The sequence below is a fragment of the Streptomyces sp. HSG2 genome (genome assembly GCF_016598575.1).
Taxonomy (GTDB): Bacteria; Actinomycetota; Actinomycetes; order Streptomycetales; family Streptomycetaceae; genus Streptomyces.
In genome coordinates this window covers 2,834,392-2,855,524 of the sequence record NZ_CP066801.1, presented here as the reverse complement: position 1 = coordinate 2,855,524, position 21,133 = coordinate 2,834,392, and the positions used below count along the sequence as shown (strand labels likewise).

20 protein-coding genes are annotated in these 21,133 nt (G+C 73.1%); 8 read left to right on the top strand and 12 right to left on the bottom strand.

The annotated features are described in order from the left end of the window. Positions 1-15: 15 nt before the first annotated feature. Both JEK78_RS12090 and mshA read right to left on the bottom strand, forming a co-directional pair. Complete coding sequence (locus JEK78_RS12090) at positions 16-543, bottom strand: YbjN domain-containing protein (protein ID WP_200258371.1); 528 nt, start codon at positions 541-543, stop codon at positions 16-18. Beyond that, on the bottom strand, positions 536-1,873 hold the full coding sequence (gene mshA, locus JEK78_RS12085; protein ID WP_200258369.1) for a D-inositol-3-phosphate glycosyltransferase: 1,338 nt from the start codon (positions 1,871-1,873) through the stop codon (positions 536-538). The genes JEK78_RS12090 and mshA overlap by 8 nt, the downstream gene beginning before the upstream one ends. A 409-nt stretch (positions 1,874-2,282) precedes the next feature. On the opposite strand from mshA, the gene JEK78_RS12080 reads away from it, so the two are divergent. Together JEK78_RS12080 and JEK78_RS12075 are read left to right on the top strand one after the other, a co-directional pair. Further along, entirely contained in the window at positions 2,283-3,152 is an 870-nt protein-coding gene (locus tag JEK78_RS12080; protein ID WP_200258368.1) for a class I SAM-dependent methyltransferase, read from the top strand. A gap of 567 nt (positions 3,153-3,719) precedes the next feature. Continuing rightward, on the top strand, positions 3,720-5,156 hold the full coding sequence (locus JEK78_RS12075; RefSeq protein ID WP_200264122.1) for a response regulator: 1,437 nt from the start codon (positions 3,720-3,722) through the stop codon (positions 5,154-5,156). Positions 5,157-5,262: 106 nt separating this feature from the next. Here JEK78_RS12075 and JEK78_RS12070 read toward each other — a convergent pair whose 3' ends face one another. From JEK78_RS12070 to JEK78_RS12060, 3 genes are all read right to left on the bottom strand, one after another. Continuing rightward, positions 5,263-5,595 (bottom strand): DUF2516 family protein, encoded by a 333-nt coding sequence (locus tag JEK78_RS12070; protein WP_200258367.1) that lies wholly within the window; start codon positions 5,593-5,595, stop codon positions 5,263-5,265. A 303-nt stretch (positions 5,596-5,898) separates the two neighbouring features. Continuing rightward, positions 5,899-6,630, bottom strand: coding sequence for a hypothetical protein (locus tag JEK78_RS12065; protein ID WP_200258365.1), 732 nt, complete (start codon positions 6,628-6,630; stop codon positions 5,899-5,901). Positions 6,631-6,707: 77 nt separating this feature from the next. After that, positions 6,708-7,229 carry a helix-turn-helix transcriptional regulator gene (locus tag JEK78_RS12060; RefSeq protein ID WP_200258363.1) on the bottom strand — a complete coding sequence of 174 codons (522 nt, stop codon included), beginning with the start codon at positions 7,227-7,229 and terminating at the stop codon, positions 6,708-6,710. 437 nt (positions 7,230-7,666) lie between these two features. On the opposite strand from JEK78_RS12060, the gene JEK78_RS12055 reads away from it, so the two are divergent. Continuing rightward, entirely contained in the window at positions 7,667-8,152 is a 486-nt protein-coding gene (locus JEK78_RS12055; RefSeq protein ID WP_200258361.1) for a MarR family transcriptional regulator, read from the top strand. A gap of 2 nt (positions 8,153-8,154) precedes the next feature. Continuing rightward, positions 8,155-9,387 carry an MFS transporter gene (locus tag JEK78_RS12050; protein WP_242483044.1) on the top strand — a complete coding sequence of 411 codons (1,233 nt, stop codon included), beginning with the start codon at positions 8,155-8,157 and terminating at the stop codon, positions 9,385-9,387. 72 nt (positions 9,388-9,459) lie between these two features. Here the strand turns inward: JEK78_RS12050 and JEK78_RS12045 are convergent, their stop codons facing one another. The 4 genes from JEK78_RS12045 to JEK78_RS12030 all read right to left on the bottom strand — a co-directional run bounded on the left by JEK78_RS12045 (position 9,460) and on the right by JEK78_RS12030 (position 14,421). Beyond that, entirely contained in the window at positions 9,460-11,553 is a 2,094-nt protein-coding gene (locus JEK78_RS12045; protein WP_200258357.1) for an AAA family ATPase, read from the bottom strand. Between the two features lie 57 nt (positions 11,554-11,610). Further along, on the bottom strand, positions 11,611-12,219 hold the full coding sequence (locus JEK78_RS12040) for a TetR family transcriptional regulator (RefSeq protein ID WP_200258355.1): 609 nt from the start codon (positions 12,217-12,219) through the stop codon (positions 11,611-11,613). A 116-nt stretch (positions 12,220-12,335) separates the two neighbouring features. Then, a complete protein-coding gene (locus JEK78_RS12035; protein ID WP_200258352.1) occupies positions 12,336-13,592 on the bottom strand; it encodes a GNAT family N-acetyltransferase in 1,257 nt (418 codons plus the stop codon). A 172-nt stretch (positions 13,593-13,764) separates the two neighbouring features. After that, positions 13,765-14,421, bottom strand: a complete 657-nt coding sequence (locus tag JEK78_RS12030; protein ID WP_200258349.1) for an aerial mycelium formation protein — start codon at positions 14,419-14,421, stop codon at positions 13,765-13,767. 169 nt (positions 14,422-14,590) lie between these two features. Between JEK78_RS12030 and dtd the strand changes: the two genes are divergently transcribed. Further along, a complete protein-coding gene (dtd, locus tag JEK78_RS12025; RefSeq protein ID WP_200258346.1) occupies positions 14,591-15,016 on the top strand; it encodes a D-aminoacyl-tRNA deacylase in 426 nt (141 codons plus the stop codon). 49 nt (positions 15,017-15,065) lie between these two features. On the opposite strand, the gene JEK78_RS12020 is transcribed toward dtd, so the two are convergent. From JEK78_RS12020 to JEK78_RS12010, 3 genes are all read right to left on the bottom strand, one after another. Continuing rightward, positions 15,066-16,031, bottom strand: coding sequence for a folate-binding protein YgfZ (locus JEK78_RS12020; protein ID WP_200258344.1), 966 nt, complete (start codon positions 16,029-16,031; stop codon positions 15,066-15,068). A gap of 9 nt (positions 16,032-16,040) precedes the next feature. Then, entirely contained in the window at positions 16,041-16,478 is a 438-nt protein-coding gene (locus JEK78_RS12015) for a transcriptional repressor (protein ID WP_200258342.1), read from the bottom strand. Between the two features lie 381 nt (positions 16,479-16,859). Beyond that, a complete protein-coding gene (locus JEK78_RS12010) occupies positions 16,860-17,027 on the bottom strand; it encodes a hypothetical protein (protein WP_200258341.1) in 168 nt (55 codons plus the stop codon). 221 nt (positions 17,028-17,248) lie between these two features. Here JEK78_RS12010 and JEK78_RS12005 point away from each other — a divergent pair, with 221 nt between their 5' ends. The 3 genes from JEK78_RS12005 (at position 17,249) to JEK78_RS11995 (ending at position 21,022) form a co-directional block, all read left to right on the top strand. Continuing rightward, on the top strand, positions 17,249-18,592 hold the full coding sequence (locus JEK78_RS12005; protein ID WP_200258340.1) for a helix-turn-helix transcriptional regulator: 1,344 nt from the start codon (positions 17,249-17,251) through the stop codon (positions 18,590-18,592). A gap of 284 nt (positions 18,593-18,876) precedes the next feature. Continuing rightward, positions 18,877-20,130 (top strand): IS4 family transposase, encoded by a 1,254-nt coding sequence (locus tag JEK78_RS12000; protein ID WP_200258339.1) that lies wholly within the window; start codon positions 18,877-18,879, stop codon positions 20,128-20,130. Positions 20,131-20,374: 244 nt separating this feature from the next. Further along, a complete protein-coding gene (locus JEK78_RS11995) occupies positions 20,375-21,022 on the top strand; it encodes a hypothetical protein (protein ID WP_200258338.1) in 648 nt (215 codons plus the stop codon). Positions 21,023-21,133: the final 111 nt, after the last annotated feature.

The window sequence follows — 21,133 nt, the reverse complement described above, 5'->3', positions numbered from 1 at the left end:
TCGGACCCACCGGACTCAAACGGACGGCCGCCGGCCCCGAGGCCCGTCGGAGGGGCCCCGGGTCAGGTGGGCGAACGCCTCCAGGTTCCGGGTGGACTCGCCCCGCGACACCCGCCAGGCGTACTCCTTGCGGATCGCGGTGGCGAAGCCACGCTCCAGGAGACTGTCGAAGGCGCCGTCGGCCGCCTCCAGGGTCTGACCGAGGAGACGGTCGATCTCGTCCGCGGTGACCGAGGCCAGCGACACCCGGGCCGTCACATACACGTCTCCCAGGTGGTCGACCGCGTAGCTCACCCCGTACAGGCGTGGATTGCGCTCCAGCAGCCAGCGATGGACACCGGCCTCGTTCTCGTCCGGGCGACGGATGACGAAGGCGTTCAGGGAGAGCGTGTGCCGCCCGAGGATCAGGGAGACCGTCGTGGCGAGCTTGCGCGTGCCGGGGAGTCGGACGACGTAGGTGCCGGGCTCGGGGCTCTCCCACTCCGCCTCGGTGTCCCGGAGGGCGCCCTCGACGGCCTCCGCCGCCCGCTGTACGTCAGACATGCGGCGAGCGTACGCGACGGCGGTACGCCTGCATGGCCGCCATGTACACGTCCGCCGTCGCGGCGGCGGCGGTGTCCCAGCCGAAGCAACGCGCGTGACGGGCCGCGGCGGCGCCCAGCCGCGGCGTCAGCTCCGGCTCGTCGGCGAACCGGCGGAGCACCCGGGCGTAGTCGGCGGGATCGTGGCCCGCGACGAGGAACCCGGTGCGCCCGTCGCGCACCGCCACGGGAAGCCCCCCGACCGCCGCGGCGAGCACCGGGGTGCCGACCGCCTGCGCCTCGATCGCCACCAGCCCGAAGGACTCGCTGTACGAGGGCACGACCAGCACGGACGCGGCCCGGAACCAGTCGGCCAGCGTCTCCTGGCCCACCGGCGGCCGAAAACGCACCACGTCGGCGACGCCCAGCCGCGCGGCCAGCTTCTGCAAACCCTCCGGGCGGGCGAGGCCACTGCCGCTGGGGCCTCCGACGACGGGGACGACCAGCCGGCTGCGCAACTCTGGGCGCTGCTCCAGGAGGACCGCGACCGCCCGCAACAGCACGTCGGGCGCCTTGAGAGGTTGGATCCGACCGGCGAAGAGCGGAATCAAGGCGTCCTGGGGCAGACCGAGGCGCTGTCGGGCCGCCGCGCGACCGTCGGCCGGGCGGAACCGCTCCAGATTCACCCCGGGGTGCACCACGGCCACCCGCTCCGGATCGGCGTCGTAGTGCCGGACCAGCTCGTCGCCCTCCTCGGCCGTGTTGGCTATCAGCCGGTCGGAGGCGGCCACCACCTGGGTCTCGCCGATGACGCGCGCCGCCGGCTCCGGGCTGTCCCCGTCGGCCAGGCTGGCGTTCTTGACCTTCGCCATGGTGTGCATGGCGTGCACGAGCGGGGCGCCCCAGCGCTCGGCGGCGAGCCAGCCGACGTGCCCGGAGAGCCAGTAGTGGGAGTGCACCAGGTCGTAGTGGCCCGGACGGTGTCCGGCCCAGGCCCGCATCACGCCGTGTGTGAACGCGCAGAGCTGGGCGGGAAGCTCCTCCTTGGCGAGCCCCTCGTAGGGCCCCGCGTCGATGTGCCGGACCAACACCCCGGGCGCCATCTCCACCGCCGGCGGCAACGCGGCGGACGTGGAACGCGTGAAGATCTCCACCTCCACGTCGATCGCGGCGAGGCGCCGCGCGAGTTCCACGATGTAGACGTTCATCCCACCGGCGTCGCCGGTCCCCGGCTGGTGCAGGGGCGAGGTGTGCACGGAGAGCATCGCGACCCGGCGTGGACGCCGGTGAAGACGCAGTCGGGGAGCGAGGGTCGGGGATCGACGCCCGAGCCTGCCGGCGTACTGGCTCACGTGGCGCTCCTCCTGGCGGTGCTGTGGGCGAATCGGTGGCGTCGGACGTGGATTCGACCGCTCACCCGCCCGGACCGGTCCGCGCTGCGGGTCGGCGAGCCCCGGCGGGCGCCTGCCCTCCGCCCCCTTCCAACACGGGACGGGCGCGACTCCTTCCCCTCCGCGACTTCTTTACCGAACGATTACCGTCCGAACGTCACCACCGACCGGCGGCCACGCACGGTCGAGGAGCCGAGGCGCCCACGAGGCCCGCGCACCGGCTCGGCAGGACGGGGGCGGGCGGGTCCGGGTCGGAACCGGGTCGGATTCGGGGGCGAGGAGGGGGCGGGGGCGAGGAGCGCGGAGGTCCCGCCGCTTCCCTTCCCGGCCACACGTCCGCGCCTCGCCGGGTGCGCCTAACCTCGGAGGCATGACACAGCGCGCCCCGACCCGCCCGGTGGGCACGGCCACGCGCGGGACGACCCACCCGAACCGGCTGCGCCGCATGGACCGGTGGATCGCCGCCACGCACGGCGCGGAACTCCGGCGCGCCGGTGACCCCGTGACCGTGGACCTCGGGTTCGGCGCGGCGCCGTGGACGGCCGTCGAACTGCTCCTCCGACTGCGCGCGGTCGCCCCCGGCACCCGAGTGGTGGGGGTCGAGATCGACCCGGACCGGGTCGCGGCGGCCGAACCGCACACGCGGGAGGGGTTGCGTTTCCGACACGGCGGCTTCGAGGTCCCGTTGCCCCGGCGCCCGCTGTTGATCCGCGCGGCGAACGTGCTGCGCCAGTACGACGAGTCCGAGGTCGTCGACGTCTGGCGGCGGCTCTGCGCCCGGCTGTCCCCACCGGGGGAGCACACCAGGGGGGGATTGCTGGTCGAGGGCACCTGCGACGAGATCGGACGCCGGCACGTGTGGGTCGCGCTCGGCCCCGAAGGGCCCCGCACCGTGACCTTCGCCGCCCGTCTCGGCTCCCTGGACCGCCCGTCCGACCTGGCGGAACGCCTCCCGAAGGCGCTGATCCACCGCAACGTGCCGGGCGAGCCCGTACACGCGTTCCTCCGGGACTTCGACCACGCCTGGGCTGCCGCGGCCCCCTACGCCGCCTACGGCGCCCGCCAGCGGTGGGGCAGGGCGGTGCGGGACCTGGCCGCGCGGTGGCCGGTGGTCGACGGTCCCGCGCGCTGGCGGCAGGGCGAGGTGACGGTGGACTGGGCGGCCGTGGAGCCCGCCACGCTGGCGGGGGCCTTCCCCCGCCGGGCCCCGCGCGGGACAGACGTGACGGCGCCCACGTGACCCGGGAGACACCTCGCCCCGACCCGACGTGACCTTCGTCATCCCCCGACCCGCGGTGGCAGGCGACCAACCGCGCCGATGAGCACGACATATGACCGGTTCCGACCGCCGACCCGCGTGTCCCGAGCCATTCCGTCGCCCCGACGCCACCGGCTATGGTCCCCGTCGGTGGGTCGAAGTCCCTCGTCCCACCACGCCGGGGGGACGGAAGGAACCAGGACGTTGACCGCACCCGTACCGCGGCAGAGAGCGATCCCGGCCGCGGAAAGCGGTCAGCCCGCCGCCGATCCGCCCGGGCCGCCGGGATCGGCCCCCCGCACGCCGTTCTCCGGCGTCCCGTTCGAGCCCCCTCGGCGGCGCCCGACCGCATGGGACCGATACGGGCTCGGCGCCGGCCCCGAAGCGGCGCCGACCACGCCCCACCCCGTCGCCGCGCCGGACCACGCCGCCGCCCGCGAGCACCCGCCCGGACCCACCCGACGCCACGATCCGCCGCGCGACCCGGCGGGGCCGCACGGTGGGCCTGGTCACACCGCGGGCCCCGGCCCCGACCGGGGCCACCCGCTCGTGCGCCACGTCGGCACCACCGGGGACGGACCACGGCCCGACGACCCTCCCCGCGGAGAGCCGGAGAACACACCCCCGGCGGGCGGTCCGGCCCGCCGGTCGGCCCCGGAGCGGTCCGTCCCTCGACCGACGGGCCCGGAGCGGTCCGAGCCGAGGAGGAGCACTCCCGAGCACACCGACGCCACGCCCCCCGCCCCCGAGTCGACGGCGAGCCCGACGAGACCCGAGGCGGACCGCGGCAGGGGCACCGCCGACGGGCAGTTGACGGTGCTGCTGATCCAGGACGACCCCGGTGGGTCCCCGGTCATCCCCGATCTGCTCGATCAGGCCGGCAACCCGATCCGGGTCCGCACCGCGCGCAACCTCACCGAGGCGGGGCGCCTCCTGACCGACGACGTCCACTGCATCCTGCTGGACCTGGCCCTGCCCGCCCCGGACCGCCAACCCGACCGGGACGCCGACGAGGACGAGTTGGCGGTCCTGCGGAAGGTGTTGGAGCTGGCCCCCCGGCACGCCGTCCTCGCGCTCACCGGTTCCGCCGACGCCGAACGCGGCGCCGAGGCCGTGGCGGTCGGCGCGCAGGACTACCTGTTCCGCGACGAATTGGACGGCCGGCTGCTGAGCCGCGCGATCCGCTACGCGGTGGAGCGCAGACGCTCCGACGCGGCCGAACGACGCCTGGCCGAAGGCCGCCTGCGCGCGCAGGAGAACGCGCGCCTGGAACGCGGCCTGCTGCCCACACCGCTCCTGGAGGGCTCCTCGCTCCGCTTCGCCGCGCGATACCGCCCCGGCCGTTCGCGCGCGCTGCTCGGCGGCGACTTCTACGACGTGGTCAGAACGCCGGACGGAACCGTGCACGCCATGATCGGTGACGTCTGCGGCCACGGCCCGGACGAGGCGGCGCTCGGCGTGGAACTGCGCATAGCGTGGCGCGCCCTCACCCTCGCGGGGCTCTGCGGCGACCGACTGCTCGGGACGCTGCAACAGGTGCTGGAGCACGAGCGCGCCGACGAGGAGATCTTCGCCACGTTGTGCACGGTGGAAATCGCGCCCGAGGGCGACAGCGCGGGCCTCTGGCTCGCCGGCCACCCCGCGCCCCTGGTGGCCGCTCCCGGCTCCGGCGCCCGCCTGTTGCCGCACCAGGACAACGGCCCGGCGCTGGGTCTGCTGCCCGAGGCCCGCTGGCCTCGCGCGCAGGTGCGACTCGGCGCGGAGTGGAGCCTGATGCTCTACACCGACGGCCTCGTCGAGGGCTACATCGGCGAGGGCCGGGAGCGGCTGGGCCAGGAAGGCATGCTGGAGATGGTCCGCCGACAACTCGACGACGGCCTGCGCGGGGAGGAGTTGCTCACCGCCGCGGTGAACGAGGCCCGCGCACTCAACGGGGGCGAACTGGCCGACGACGTGGCCGCCGTCCTGCTCGACAGACGGCCCTGACACTCGGCCCCGCCCGCTCCGGGGCGGGAAACCCCTCGGGGAACGAGGAGAGCCCGGCGGCTTCCGCGGTCCCTCCCCCACCGCGCGGGTCCGGTCCGCCTGGTTCCTACCGTCCGCCGTTCCACGGGCCGTACGGGCCGTCGCTGCTGGAGCCCCGGCGGGTGCGACCGCCGCCCGACAGGCCCCGCAGCGCGGGCCTGACGTCGACCATGTAGACGATGGTCGCGATGAGACCGATGATCGGCAGGAACGACAGGACGTTGAAGATCAGGTTCACCACGAAGGCGAGCCCCAGGATGATCAGCCAGAACGGCTTCGTCTTCTTGTCCGCCGCCCGGTAGGCGTCCTCCCGGCGGATGGCGGCGTCGAACAGAGCGAAGCCGCTGAAAAGGATCAGCGCCATGCTCAGCAGCCACATCAGGCTCGCGAAACCCTGCATCAGCACAACGTCCACCACCAGTTCGATTCGTCCCTACCCGCCCACCGTACCCGGAGAACGAACCGGACATCCCCGAGGTGCCCGGCGCACTTCCGTTCGTACCGCGCGGGCCGATCCGCCCGTCGGGCGGCGTCTTCCACGCGCTTCCCGATTCACCGGTCGGGAGACCCGCGCCGGACGGATCGGGCCCCCGGCGGCGGACGGGCGAGAGCGCCCGTCCGCCGCCGCGCCGGTCCGGACCTCGTCCGGCCCGGCGGCCGCGTTCCGTGAGCCACGCTCGGCCCACCGGCCGACGGCCGGGTCCTAGCCCGCCGCCGGCGGCGTCTTCTTGGCGGCGTCCCCCGCGGCGGGCTTCTTGGCCGGAGTCTTCTTCGCGGGCGCCTTCCTGGCCGTCGAGCCCTTGGTGTCCGCCGGCTTGCCGCCCACCGGCTTGGTCTCCGCGGGCTTCGCCTCGGCCGGACGGCTCCCCGCGGGCCCGGTGTCGGCGGGGCGGGCGGCCGACGGACGCGCCGCGGACGGACGGCTCTCGCCGGACCTGCTCCCCGCCGGCTGCGGCCTGGGCTTGGGCTCCACGGCCACGGCCAGCCCCTCCATGTCCTCGGCCACGTCCTCGATACTCTCGGCGGCCTGCCCACGCCAGGTGCGCACCGCGTGCTCGCCCTGCTCGGCGACCTTCTCGTACGTCTCACGGGCCTTCACCGCGTACTCGGCGGCGACGCCGACACCGCGCAGCGCGATCCCCTGGGCACTCTCGCCGATCTTCCTCAGGTCGGTGTCCAAGCCGTCGAGGATCTCGTCGACCCGGGTCCGCAAGGACTCCTGGGTCTCCCTCACCCGGGCGGTCGCCCTCTCCTGGACGACCTTCGGGTCGGTGTTGCGCACGGATTCGATCCGGGCCGGCGCCTCGGCCCGCAACTGCTCCACCAGCACCGGTACCTTCCGCGCCTGCTGCCAGGCGAGTTCGGCGGTGCCGGCCGCGAAGTAGAGGGGGGTCGGGGAGCTGAGAGTCCTGCGGAGGTCGTCGGTGATGGTCATGTGTGGGTCCTCCCGGATGAGGTTCGACTGGAGTTCCGCTGTTCTTCCTTCGTGTCCGGCTTGCCGGTCCTCGCCGCTCAGCCGGTGCTCTGCGGCGGGTCGGCGCCGCCGTCGACGTCGCCGGCCCGGCCGGCCCGGGGGCCCGCCGAGCCGGTGTGGCCGGCCGGGCGCCCCCCGGGTATGGAGCCGTCGTCGCCACCGGATCCGACGGCCTCGGCCGCGCGCGCCGGGATCGTCCCCTCGGTCGCCCCGAACCCGTTCTCCTTGCGAAAGGACTCGTAGATCTGGAGCAGCACCTGCTTCTGGCGTTCGTGCAGGGTGGGGTCGGCCAGGATGGCGGCCCGGGTCTCCACGTCCTCCGGGCCCCGCTCGGTGTCGAGGATCCCGGCGCGCACGTAGAGCGTCTCGGCGGAGATGCGCAGGGCCTTGGCCACCTGTTGCAGCACCTCCGCGCTGGGCTTGCGAAGCCCCCGCTCGATCTGGCTCAGGTAGGGGTTGGACACCCCGGCGGCATCGGCGAGCTGCCGCAGCGACAAACGCGCGTTGCGCCGCTGCTCCCGGAGATACTCGCCGAGACCGCCGACGTTGAGGGATGCCATGCGTCCACCATGCCGCACGGCGCTAACTCTTGCAAGCATTTGCTAGCAGGCCCGCCACCGGGCGTCGCCGGGGGCTCGTCCGTCGACACGATCACCGGAATGACAGCCGCGAGTCCGGAGGGTCCGGAGCGAAGCGTGTCGCCGTCCCGGGTGCCGACACCGGCGAAGGCGACGCCCCTGTCGGCGCGGTCCCTCACGGCCCCGCCGAGACGCGGGGCCCCGGCCCGACGAGGCGGGCACCACGAGCCCACGCGTTCGACACGACGACTCGACCTCGAAGATCGGCGACGCCCGGGCCCCCTGGAGGGTCGGCGAGGGCGGCCACCACCCACCCCGCGCCGGGCGATCGACAGGGGCCCGTCGCGGCCGGACCGACTCGGCGCGTGGGGGTGCGGGCGACACCCGATCCATCTCGACAGCGCTGTTATATTAGCGCTGTGACATCTACGGATCCCACCACCCGACCCGACCCCTGGCTCCCCCTCCATCGCCTGCTCGCCGACCTGGACGCGGAGATCGAACAGGTCTACACGGCCCATGGCGTGGACGGGGTACGCCCACGCTTCGCCTATCCACTGATCCGACTCGCGCACACCGGCCCCCTGTCCATCGGGGAACTCGCCGACGCCCTGGGGCAGACGCACTCGGCGACCAGCCAGACCGTCGCGGCACTCCGCAAGGAAGGCCTTGTCACCTCGGAACCAGGGGTCGACGCCAGGACACGCCTCGTGCGCCTGACGGAGCGCGCCCGGGCGCTGGTGCCCTTCCTGGAGGCGGAGTGGCGGGCCACCCACGCGGCGGTGGCCGAACTGGACGACGAGATCCCCGTGGCGCTGACCGCCGTGGTGAGCGAGTTGCGCCGCGCGCTGGAGCGACGGTCCATGCGGGACCGGATCACCGACCATCTCGTCGCCCCCTCGTGAGAGTGCCCCGGATACGACCGCCGGACATCCGTCCGTTACGCGAGAGCCGCCCCTTCCGAGACCTGTGGATCGGCACGTCCGCCTCACAACTCGGCTCCCAGATCGCGGCGCTGGCAACCCTCGCCCACGTCTGGGACCTGACGTCCAGCCCCCTGGCGACCGGAGCCATCGGACTCGCGACCGCGGTGCCGACCGTGGCCACGGCGATGCTCGGCGGAACGCTCGCCGACACCCTGGACCGCCGGACCCTTGCGCGGGCGAGCGCGGCGGGTCAACTCCTCGTCGCGGCGACCCTGTACGCGTGGGCCGCGTCGGACGTCCGGGGCGTGGCCCCGCTGTTCGTCCTGAGCGCCGCGGGGTCGGCCTGCGCGGCCTTGGGCGCTCCCGCCCGACGCGCTCTCCCGGCTCGCCTGCTGCCGGCCGATCGGGTCGCCGCCGGTCTGGCGTTGACCCACGCCTCCTTCCAGAGCGCCATCCTGGTGGGCCCGCCCCTGGCCGGACTGGTGATCGCCCACGCGGGCTTCGCCGGGGCGCACGCCCTGCACGCCGGAACCGCCGCGATCTCCCTGTTCTCCACGACGCGCCTGCCCTCCCTGCGTCCGGAACCGCTCCCCACCGGCGCGCGGCGGGGACGGTGGGCGGCAGGTCGGCTGATCCTGCGACGTCCGGCGCTTCGGGGCTGTCTGGCGACCGACGCGGCGGCGACCCTCATGGCCATGCCGATCTCCCTGTTTCCCTTGGTCAACGAGGCCCGTTTCGGTGGCGATCCACGCACGCTCGGGTTGTTCCTCTCGGCCCTCGCGGCGGGGGGTGTGACGGCGGGCCTGCTGTCGGGGACCGTGACCCGATCGCGTCGCGCCGGAGCGGCCCAACTGGCGGCGGCCGGGGCGTGGTGCCTGGCACTGGCCGGTTTCGCCCTGGCCGAACCGCTGTGGGCCGCCCTCGGCTTTCTGGCCCTGGCGGGCGCAGCCGACACCGTCTCGGTCGTCGCCAGGGCCGCGGTGATCCAGTCGGAGACGCCGGACGCCTACCGGGGGCGGGTCGGCGCGGTGGAGCACGTCGTCGGCGTGGCCGGTCCCGAGCTGGGCAATTTTCGAGGCGGCCTGTTGGCCTCGGCGACCTCCGCGCCCGTGGCGCTGGTGCTGGGGAGCGTCTCCGCCGCCCTGGTGATCACCGTGGTGGCCGTGCGCAACGCGCCCCTGCGCGGCCACCGCCTGCCGGCCACCGGACCGTGACCCGCCCCGAATCCGGTCCGCCTTCGGCCGTCCCACCCCGCCTCACGCCGAGGAGCCTCGCTCACGGAGGTCTCAGAACGGCAGGGGCCGAGCGTGCACCACGGTCAGTCGCGACACCGCGCGGGTCAGGACGACGTACAGCCGGTGAGGGCCCCGTTCCTCGGCCTCCGCGATGGCCGCGGGCTCGACGGCGACGACGTGGTCGTACTCGAGTCCCTTGGCGAGCCCGGCCGGGAGCACGGCGACCCGGTGGCACGATTCTCCGGGAGCCGATGTCGGGATCGCGGCGGCGGACAGCGCCTGCCGCAGTGCCGGAGCGGCGGTGTCCGCCGCGATGACACCGATGGAACCCTCCTGCCGCAGCGCCTCGCGGACGGCGTCGACCACACCCGAGTGAAGGCGGGTCGGTCCGGTCCGGACGAGCGTCACCTCCCCCGCCTCACGCGGGGATCGGGGCGCCGGGACGTCGACGTCCAGCCGGTCCAGCAGCCTCCCGGCGAACTCGGCGACCGCGCGCGGCAGCCGGAATCCCGTGGTGAGCGCCACGACAGGGGCCTCAGGCCTCCCCAGATGGGCCAGCGTGTCCGACCAGGCGCGGGCCGCCCACGGGGTGGTGCCCTGGGCCAGGTCCCCGAGCACGGTCAGCGAGCCGCCGGTCGCGCGGCGCCCGATGGCCCGACACTCCATCGGGGAGAGGTCCTGCGCTTCGTCGACGACGACGTGCGCGTATCCCCCGAGGCGCGCCGACCGGCCGGCGATCTCGTCGAGGAGGACGAGGTCGGCGGCGGACCAGCGGGCCGACTTCCACGACCGGGGCGGCTTCGCCCACGTCAGGGCCCGTCGCTCGGAGGCGTCCAGAATCCCGTCGGCGGCGACGGTCAACGCCTCGCCGGGGGCGAGGAGGTCGGCCAGGACCCGCTCGGCACGGACCGCCGGCCAGACGGCGTCCAGGCAGGCCGCGACGGCGCGGGACGCGGCGACGCGCCGGACCCAACGGGCATCGGGTACCGAGGAGCGCCGCTCGGCCGATCGCCGCAGCTGGTCCACGACGCGAGCGCGCAGCCGCTCCCTGCCCACCTCGTACGGCGTGTCCTCGGCCCGGACACCGCGGACGATCCGGGCGAGGTCCTCTCGGGGGATCCGTAGCCGCCGGGAGCCGTCCGGCACGGTCAGCTCCGGTGCTCCCCATGGGTCGATCCGGCCGCGGAGGGCTCGGCGCAGGACCTCGGCCATTCGGGGGTCGTGCTTGAGGGCCGCCGCTTTCGGGGCGTCGGCGGCGGTGACGGGGTGGCGGGCCAGTTCCTCGGCAAGAGTGGTCTGTCGGACGGAGAACTCGCCGAGGGAAGGCAGCACTTCGGCGATGAAGTCGACGAAGGCGCGGTGGGGGCCGAGGACCAGCAGTCCGCCGCTTCGCATCCGCCGTGGACGGGTGTGGAGCAGGTAGGCGGCGCGGTGCAGACCCACGGCGGTCTTGCCGGTGCCCGGGGCGCCCTGGACGCACAGGGTGGCGGCCGGGTCCGCGCGGACGAGGTCGTCCTGTTCGGGCCGGATGGTCGCGACGATGTCGCGCATCGGCCCGACACGGGGGCGGGCGATCTCGCGGAGCCACCGGGTGTCGCCGCCGGTGTCGTCGGCGACGAGGCGCTCGTCCTCGATGCCGGTGAGGTCGGCGGAGTCTCCGAGACTGCCCGCCGACCAGCCGAAGCGGCGCCTTAGGACGACTCCCCGGGGGTCCTCGACGGTCGCCTGGTAGTAGGCCCGGGAGAGTGGGGCTCGCCAGTCCATCACCAGCGGCTGATCCGCGGGGCCTTCCGCGATGCGCAGGCGCCCGATGTGCAGGACGGTCGGCGCCGCGTCCTCCGGTTCGACGGGGTGGTCGGCGACCGCTTCCGGATCGCACGGCCGGCCATTGGTCGGCGCGTCGGGAAGCAGGTCGATCCTGCCGAAGAAGCAGGGACCCGGGGGCAGTTCGCGGAGGTCTCGGGCGTGGCCGCGCAGGCGTGTGCCGAGTACTTCGGCGTCGGCTCCGGAGGCCGAGACGTCCTCTCCGGTGGCGAGGTGGGCGTCCGCGCCGGCGACCATGGCGGCGAGCGCGGTGCGGCAGCGTTCGTGGTGCGCTCGCTCCAGGGCGAGGGCGTGTGGTGGGGAGGGTTCGGAGACGTTCATGACGGCGACCCTAGCCCGCGAACGTTACCGAGTTACATTTTTTATCGAGTCTCTCCTCTACGCCAGGTTCGGCAGCCCGGCCGCGAGCGTGCCGAAGGCTCGCTCGGCAGCCGCCACCGCGTCCGGCCTGACGTCCGCCACCGAGGCACCCTCGGAGAGCCTCCGCCAGTTCTCCTGAGCCAGGACCCGGCGCACGCAGACGATCTGACCGGCCGCCAGACGGGCATCGAGATCCCCACCGAGTTCCTCGGCCAGCGCGGCCTCGGCTCGTTCCAGATGCGTGTGCAGTCGAGCGACCAGGGTGGGGGTGCCGTAGAGCAACGCGTGGAAGGCGAGCACCTCCGGATCGTCGCTGAGGCCGGTCACCGGGTCGCCCCGGTCGAGACCGGCGAGGAAGTGCCGGAGCAGTGCGCGCAACGGCGGCTCCGCACTCTCGGCGACCACCCGGGCCGCCTCGCCCTCGTGGTCGGCGATGCGGTGCAGGACCAGGTCCTCCTTGGTGGGGAAGTACCGGAAGAGCGTCGGTTTGGACACCTCGGCCGCCGCGGCCACCTCGGCCACGGACACCGCGTCGAAGCCCCGCTCGACGAAGAGCCGCACGGCCCGGTCCGACAACGTCCCGCGGGTCCGTCGCATCTTGCGTTCCCTGAGCCCCGTCTCCTCCATGCCCGGAGCCTACGCGCCCATCTCGACGGGGCGCCGATCGGCGCCCCCGGCAGCCTCCCGCCGCGGATCGGGCAGGGGGAGGCGCCGGGGCGCCCGAACCGGAGTCGGACACGGGATCAGAACATGTCCGGGCACCACGGCCTACGGGCCGTGCGCAGCATCCGGTCCGCCGTCCGCAGGGCGCCCGGACGCTCCTCCTCCACCCGACCGAGCGCCGCCAGCCGTGCCGTCGATTCGTCGCCCAGCCAGAGCGTCGCCAGGGAGCGCACGTCCAGGACGAGGTCCGCGCTCTCGGTGGTCGCCACGCAGGACGCCTCGCCGCTCTCCGCCGCCTCCAACCGCCACCGCCCGCCGGCCAGGCCGGCCGGGTCGACCACGTCCAGCACCAGGGCCCCCGGCGACTCGTACGTCCGCGCCTCCAGGGCACGAGGGACGTCCAGCAGCCGCAGCCACAGCCAGTCGGCATGGGTGGTGACGTGCGCGGCCCGGGGGTCGGGGAGGAACTGGGGCAGCAGGTCGTCCGGCGCGCGCCAGCCGCTCTTGACCGTGGTCACCCAGTCGACCGAGCACAGGAAACGCCAGAGGGCCTCCTCGGCGACGGGGGTCACCCCGATCAGCCACCGCACGGACAGAGTGTTCTGCGGCTGCTTCGCGTCGCCCCACCGGTCGTCCGCGGTATAGGCGGCCATGCCCTCCACGACGCCCCGGGCAGATCGGTACACGACGAAGAAGGGCTCCTTCCAGTCCGCGTCGAAGCGCAGGTCACCGGTCTGCGACCGCCACCAGTGCGGAGGCTTGCCGACGGCGCCCGGCCGGGACCGGCGCAAGCGCTCGAACAGCTCCGGGCCCAGCTCGCGAACCTCCGCACCGCCGACCAAGTCGAGTCGACCGCCGTCGTCCGGTCCCGCCCAGCGCGGGTCAAGACCGGCTCGCGGCACGTCCACGGTCCACTCGGTCGTCGTGGTGGCCGGACCGAAGCCGTAGCGGCCGTAGATCGGATACTCCGCCGCGATGAGGGTGGCGAGGACGTCACCGCGCTCCCTGGCCGCCGCCAGGTCCCGGGCCATCATGCGGGAGAGCAGCCCCCGCCGACGATGGGTGGGGGCCACGGCGACGGCGGACACCGCGTTGGCGGGAACAAGGGCGCCGCCGACGGCGGTCACCTCCTGATCGAAGGAACGGAAGGTGGCGACACAGCGATCCCCGTCGAAGGCTCCGAGCAGACGTCCCGGAACGAAGAGGTGGCCCCGAGCCCGCACCACCTCGTCCGGCGAGGTCGGTTCCAGCAGGAAGGCGGTGTTGAAAGCGCGGCCCCAATCGGGCATCTCGGACTCGACGACGGGGCGGATGTCGACGTCGGAAGGGTGGCTCATCGGCTCACCGTAGACAGCGGTCACGGCCGACGCACGGGGTTTTCGTCCCACCGGCGCCCTGATCCCGCCGCCACGCCGCCCCGGGGCACGGTCGGAGTCCCGAGACCGCCGCAGCCGGGGCCACACCCGAGCGGGCGCCCGAGTGGCGACTCCCGGCGGTCCGCGGCGCCGGTCAGCCCAGCAGGTCCTCCACCCGAGCCTCGCCGTCCCGGTAGCGGCGGGCGATCTCGGCGCTCCACTCGTCGGCCGCGCCCTGCACGCGTCGACGCCGCTGGGAGACCTGTTGCTCGAAGCGGACCAGGCGTGCCATGGCCGACGTCAACTCCGATCCGGTGAGCGCCGTGAGGTCGGACAGGCCGACCTCGTCGAACACCTCGTCGGCCATCCGCCGACACTCCTCGCCGCGCGGCGTACCGAGGGTCACGTGACGTGCCGAGGAGCGGTATCGGGCGGGCCCGTCGGTGAGGATCTCGGCGAGACGGTCCACGACGGCCGTCTCGGTCCGGTCGGGCTCGACGGCATGGGCGCCGGGGGGCGCGGGGTCCGGGCCCGGCCCGCGGCCACGCCGGTCCAGCTCCGCCCGCAGGATGTCGATCCGCCCCTGGAGCAAGCGCCGCAGGTAGCTGAGGTCGGCCTCCTCACGCCGCGCCTCCCGGCGGAGCCCCCGCAGCTCGGGCAGGCTCGGCGCGGTCGGATCGGGCCCCGGTGGCCCGGCCGACAGCTCCGGGCTGTCCGTGCGCTGCACGGGTGGCCGGATGCCCTCCCGGGCACCGGGGTATGTCGACGGGACGAGTCCGGGCGGCTGGTGCCCGGTGCTCGATGTACTCATGCGCCTCTACCGTTTCCTCGACCGGCGTCCGAGAGCATCGTGCCACCCCTTGTGGCCGCTATGTGACCGAGTGCCCCCGAACGGCCCCAGATGGGTGGGTAGGGAGGGAAAACTCACGGCGCTCCGGGCCGCGCGTCGGCACCCGAACGGCGCACGGCATGATGGCGCCATGCGTGCGGTGGTACAGAGAGTGGACGGCGCGAGTGTCGTCGTGGCGGGCGAGACGGTCGGCGCGATCGAGGGTGAGGGACTCTGTGTCCTCGTCGGCGTCACCCACGAGGACACCGCGGAGACGGCGGCGCGGATGGCGCGCAAGTTGTGGACCCTGCGCGTCCTCCACGACGAGCGGTCCTGCGCCGACACGGGTGCCCCACTTCTGGTGGTCAGCCAGTTCACGCTGTACGGAGACGCGCGCAAGGGCCGCCGCCCCTCCTGGGGCGCCGCGGCGCCCGGCGAACTCGCCGAGCCCCTGGTCGAGGAGGTCGTCGCCCGGCTGCGGTCCTCGGGCGCCACCGTGGCCACGGGGCGGTTCGGCGCCCGGATGCGGGTGGAGATGTCGAACGACGGACCCTTCACCGTGCTGTTGGAGGTCTGACCTCCCGCGAGACTTCCCCGTGGGCCGCTCCGCCCCGACCGGCCGGCCGTCAGGGCGAGACCACGGTCTCCTGCGCGGCGGCCGTCTCCCCGGCCAGGAGACGCGCCTCGACCGGCACGTTCCGCTTGACCAGGGCGAGCGCCACCGGGCCCAGCTCGTGGTGGCGCACGGAGGTCGTCACGAACCCGACCTTGCGGGAATCGGGGCCGTCGTCCGCGAGGCGCAGCTCGGCCCCGGGGGCCGGCAGGTGGACCTCGCTGCCGTCCAGGTGCAGGAAGACCAGGCGACGCGGCGGCTTGCCCAGGTTGTGGACCCGGGCGACCGTCTCCTGCCCGCGATAGCACCCCTTCTGGAGGTGCACCGCCGTGCCGATCCAGCCCAGCTCGTGCGGGATGGTCCGGTGATCGGTCTCGAAGCCGAGGCGGGGCCGATGCCGCTCGACCCGCAGCGCCTCGTGGGCGAGGAGCCCCGCCGGCGGCCCGGCGGTCTCGGCGAACGACTCCAGGTCGGCTCGGGGCAGGAACAGGTCACGCCCGTACGGGGTCTCGCGGACGACGGCGCCCGCGGGCGCCTCGGTGATCGAGCCCGCGGGCAGGTGGACCACGGCCGTGCCGGCGGTCCGGTCGGCGACCTCGACCCGGTAGAAGAACCTCATCGACTCCAGGTAGTCGATCAGCGCCTGGGTGGTGCCCGGCTCGACGTGGGCCCAGACGGTCGCGCCGTCGTCGACGAGGTAGAGGGCGTGCTCGATGTGGCCGTTGGCCGAGAGGATCAGCGCCTCGGTGGCCTCGCCCACCGGCAGCTCGCTGACGTGCTGGGTGAGCAGCAGGTGCAACCAGCTCAACCGGTCCTCGCCGGTCACCGCGACCACACCGCGATGCGAGAGATCCACGAACCCGACGCCCTCGGCCAGCGAACGCTGCTCGCGGAACAGATCGCCGTAGTGCGCCGCGACGCCTTCGTCCACACCCTCGGCGGGGACGGCGCCGGGCAGGGACAACAGGGGACTCTTCATACGCTCAGCCTACGTCCGTCCCGCCGTGCCCTCGACGGAGCAGTCACGACACCGTCCGAAGATCGCGAAGTGCTTGAGATCGGTCTCGAAGCCGAAGCGCTCGCGCAGCTTGGCGGTGAACTCCTCCGCCACCGCCAGCTCCGCCTCGATCACCTCGCCACAGTCCCTGCAGACCAGGTGGATGTGGTGGTGCCGGTCGGCCAGGTGGTACGTGGGCGCGCCGTGACCGAGGTGCGCGTGGCTGACGAGGCCCAGCTCCTCCAACAGCTCCAGCGTGCGGTAGACGGTGGAGACGTTCACCCCCGAGGCGGTCTTCCGCACCTCGGCGAGGATGCCGTCCGGGGTCGCGTGCTCCAGCGCCCCCACCGCCTCCAGCACGAGCTGACGCTGGGGCGTCAGCCGATACCCACGCCGCCGCAGATCGCTCTTCCAGTCGGTGCTCGCCACGCGCCAAGTCTAGGACGTGGCGCGCGACACGCGCGGGTTTCCCGGAGGCTCCCGGCGGAGCGGAGACCACCCACGCCGCCGCGCCGGCCACCGTCCCGGGCGGGCCGGCGACATCCGCCCCGCGGCGCGTACCGGCCGAGGGCGCGTTTCGGTCGGTCCGTCCCCGTGGGGGGGGCGACGGGGATCTTATTCCGTGATTTCTCCCCCTCTGGCCATTCGGGGTGGCTAGCTTTGTCGGAGGTGGGAGTGACGGGCGGGACCACGCTCATCGGGGGGGCCATGCGCGGGGACGGTGTGTCGGGGCGGCGGTGTCGGGCGAGAGCCGTGTCCCGTCGTCGCAGGCGGGCCGACGGGACGACGCCTCCCGCACGGGTGGGTCGGCTATCGACCCGTCAGCACCATCCAGACGAGGGCGGCGACGGCCGCCGCGGCCGTGAGCGCGCCCGCGAGTTGTGGGCTGCCGTAGGCGGCGTACCCCGCGACGACGCCGACGAGCACGAGCACCAGCACCGTCAGGGTCTGCTGCCGCGGGTCGGGGCTGTTGTCCATTGCGTCTCCCGAGAAGAGGAATTCACCGATCCCTCCCTCTCCGATGCCGAGGAGGAAGGTGGAGAAACGACCCCGCGAGCGAGATGTCGACCATCCGGTTTCACCGCGCTGACGGGCTGATGGAGAGACCGTGTCAGGCACTTCGTCGGTCGCGGAAGAACAACCGACACCGCGGGTGAAATCGACGTACCGCAACGTCAGTTCCGACAGGAGGCAAAACCGTGAAGGAAGAGAGCGGCGAGAAACTTCCCCGGCCCGGCGGCGACCCGGAGGAAGAACGGAAGGATTTCGCTCGTCGGATCAAGTCCCTTCGCGAGCAGGCGAACATGAGTCAGGAGGCCTGCGGCGAGTTGATCGGCGTGCACAAGTCGACGATCTGCAACTACGAACACGAGCGTTCTCCACGTGTCCCCCCTTACAAGTACCTGACGCGGCTCCTCGAGCAGGCCCGGAATCGCAGCAACATCACTCCCGATGTTCTGCACGCCACCCACCGCGCCTACGAACACCTGCTGCGACGACTGGCGGAATCGAGCCACAACGCCGTGCATCAACGCATGTGGGAGGAGTTCTGCCGGACCCGGCAACGCGACGAACTCGTCACGGAGATCGAGACCGCCCACGAGGAGTTGCGCCACGTCATGGGCGAACGTGAGCGCTACCGGCAAGGGCTGCGCGACGGTGAGGCACCCGACCCCGCGCGGGAGCGACAACAGGACGAACGGATCAGACAACTCGAACTCCGTCGCCAGGACCTCTGCGCGCGGCGGGACGCCGTCACCGCGCGACTCGACGCGCTCGACGCGGCGGAACCCACCCCCACACCGCCCGCCGACGACACCCCTCCGCCCGTCGCCGGTCCGCGACCCGCCTCGGTCGGCGCGTTGCCCCCCGGCGACACACCGACGAAGATCGCCGGCAAACGGCGCAACGCCACCACGGTCGTCGTCGCGGGCGCGGTCGTCGCCCTCGCCCTGGGCGCCTACCTGATCCATCGCGTCACCGAACCCGCCGGCACGACCGCCGGCGAGAACGTCCCCCCGGATTCCACGCCCACCATCGTGAGCGCCCCCTCACCCACAGTCGTCGACGACCCGTCACCGACGACCGAAGCGACGCCGACCGAAACCGAGGAGACCCCTGACCCCCGGCCGGAACCGTCCGGCACTTCGGGCAGCGCGCTGGCGGTCCCGGAGGAAGAGGGTTACCTCGTCACCTGGAACGCCGACTTCAGCGCGCCTTACGGTTCCTTCTCCCTCGACCGCGCGGGCGATCCGTCGTCCCTGGGGAACGAGGTGCGAGTGCAGAGCAACTCGGGCGTCGACCCCTACATCACACCGGGCGACAGTGACGTCGCTCTCGGAATCGTCCCCGACGACGACCCGATTCCCGGCCCCAGCGCCTGTGCCGAGATCGCGGCGAAACAACAGGTGTTCCGCGACGAACTCGCCACCGGGAACCGGTACTGCGTCAAGGCGGGCGACACCATCGGACATTTCGAGGTGGTCAACGTGAAGCGCACCGGAGAAATGAACATCTACCTCGTACGGTGGCAGCCCTCGTGATCGGCGTACCCCCCGACGACGGTGCCTCGCCGCCGCCTCGCACCAGGGGACGCGAAACGCGGTGGAGCGGGCGTCGTCGTGCCCGCGTCGAGTTCTCGACGCCCGCCCGACGGGACGTCACCCGCCCGCTGCCGGCTTCCCGCCTCCGCCATCACCTCGTCATAGAAGATCGCTCCCTCGGAACGGAGAAGGCCGTTGCACCCAATGCCACGTAGCGTAAGTTGATCTTGTTGTTGGGGTGGGTTCGCGTCACCCCGCCCGTCGGGTTGGCTACCGTGCCGGGCATGGATCAGGACGCGTTGCGGGAACGGAAGTTGCAGGATCTGGTCTCCGTGGGGGTCCTGGCCGCCGATGTCTCGCGTGATGTGATCGACGAGGTGGTGGCCGAGTACGGCAGGCAGGCTCGCCGCTCCGACGGCAAGCTGCCCCCGCATGTGGTGGTCTACCTGCTCATGGGCTTGGCGCTGTTCCGCGGCGAGGACTACGAGGAGGTCGCCGCCCGCATGATCGAGCCACTGGCCCGCCTGGGTGCCTGCCGCAGCGGCGATCCCGTGCCCACTGCCAGCGCGATTACCCAGGCCCGCAAGCGGCTGGGCCCGCAGGTGATGCGCGAGGTCTTCCGCCGCACCGCGGTGCCGGTCGCCGATCTGCTGACCGTCGGCGCCCATCTGGGCAGCCTGCGGCTGGTCTCCTTCGACGGCACCACCCTCGACATGCCCGACACCCCCTCCAACGCGGGCGCCTACGGTTACCCCGGATCGGCCGGCGAGCGCTCCGCTTTCCCCCAGCTGCGTCTGCTCACTCTGATCGAGGACGGACCCCGCGCTCCGCTGGCCGCCGAGATCGCCCCGTGCCACGGCAAGGGCAGCGGCGAGCGCACCCTGCTCGCCGGTCTGCTCGACTACCTCGAGGAGGGCATGCTGGCCACCGCGGACGCCGGGCTCTTCGGCTTCGATCTGTGGTGCCGGGCCGCGCAGACCGGGGCCGAGCTGCTGTGGCGGGTCGGAGCCGGCCCGGAACTGCCCAGGGTGAAGGACCTGGGCGACGGCTCCTACCTGGCGCTCATCTACGCGCCGTCGGTCACAACCGCCGCCCGCGCGCGCCTGCTCCAGGCCGCCCGCGCCGGAGCAGAACCCGACCCCGAACGGGCCCGGCTGGTACGGGTGGTGGAGTACGAGGTCGAAGACCGCGGGGACACGACCGACCGCGAGCTGTTCTGCCTGCTCACCACGCTCACCGACCCCGCCGCCCATCCCGCACCTCTGCTGGCACACACCTATGCCGAGCGGTGGGAGCACGAGACCGCCAACAAGATCTTGAAGGAGCTGCTCGACCCGGTCGGCCGGATGCTGCGCTCCAAGAGCCCCGAGCTGGTCGAACAGGAGGTGTTCGGGCTGCTGCTGACGCAGTACACCCTCGCCGCTCTGATGTGCCGGGCGGCCTCGGAGGCCGGGCTCGACCCCGACCGGCTCAGCCCCACCCGCACGCTGCGGATCGTGCGCCGCCGGATCGCCGATCCGGCGGCCGTTTCCCCCTGAGGACCTGGCTGCCGCCGTCACCGAGATCCAGCGGGAGATCACCCGCAAACGCCACCTCAACCCCCGGCGCCGCCACCGCAGTTACCCCCGCAAGGTCAAACGCGTACGACGCAGCCGATTCGCGGCAAAACGACCCGACGACCGCGGTGTCCGCCACGCTGGGCCACCCACCGTACGCCTGGTCAACCTGCCAGAGCAGACCACCCGGACAGCTTGATCAACTTACGCTACGTGGCATTGGCCGTTGCACCCGTCGCCCCGAACACGCGCCAGGCTCGTGGGCCTGGCGTGGCTCCTGACTCTTTCCCTCGGTTCGACCGCCTGTGGCGAGGCCGTCGACCAGTCCCAAGCCTCCACGCCGGACCGCTCCGACCTCCTCGGTGGGGGCGAACACTGTGAGCTGGAACTCGAGGAGCGCGACGACCTCGGCTACCCGTTGACGGTCGACATCTGCGCCGAACTGGAGAAGGAACCCGTCTTCGTCGAGGTGAGGATGGCCACCCAAGAGAATCTCCGGGCCCGACGGCAGTTGAACTCCCACGTCTACGGCTCGCTTGAGGCCGGCGAGAGCGCGCGGGTCGTCTGCCACGACTGGGACCACGACGCGCTGGGTGTCGTCGTTCCGGAGGGCGAACTCGAGATTCCCCCGAACTCCGACGTCGTCGGCCGATACACCACGCGCGGTGGACTCGTCCTGGGATTCGTAGAGCGAAGCTCGATCACGGGTCCCGGTCCCTGGGTGGACCAGACGCTACGGAAGGAACTGGAGGAAAGAGTCGAGGGAGAGCTGGGGTCCTACCAGTGCCACGAACTGACCGTTTCGCTCGACCAGAGCGGCGAACAGTTCCGCCGCCCCTCCGGATGGTTCGGCGACCCCTCTCCGGGCACGTGAACGCCCCGGCCGGAGACCGACACGAGCGACACGCCGGAGGGCGTCCCACCTGTCCCGCGCCGGTCGCCCACCCCACGGGGGAGACGGGCGCGGCTGCGGTCCGGATGCCCG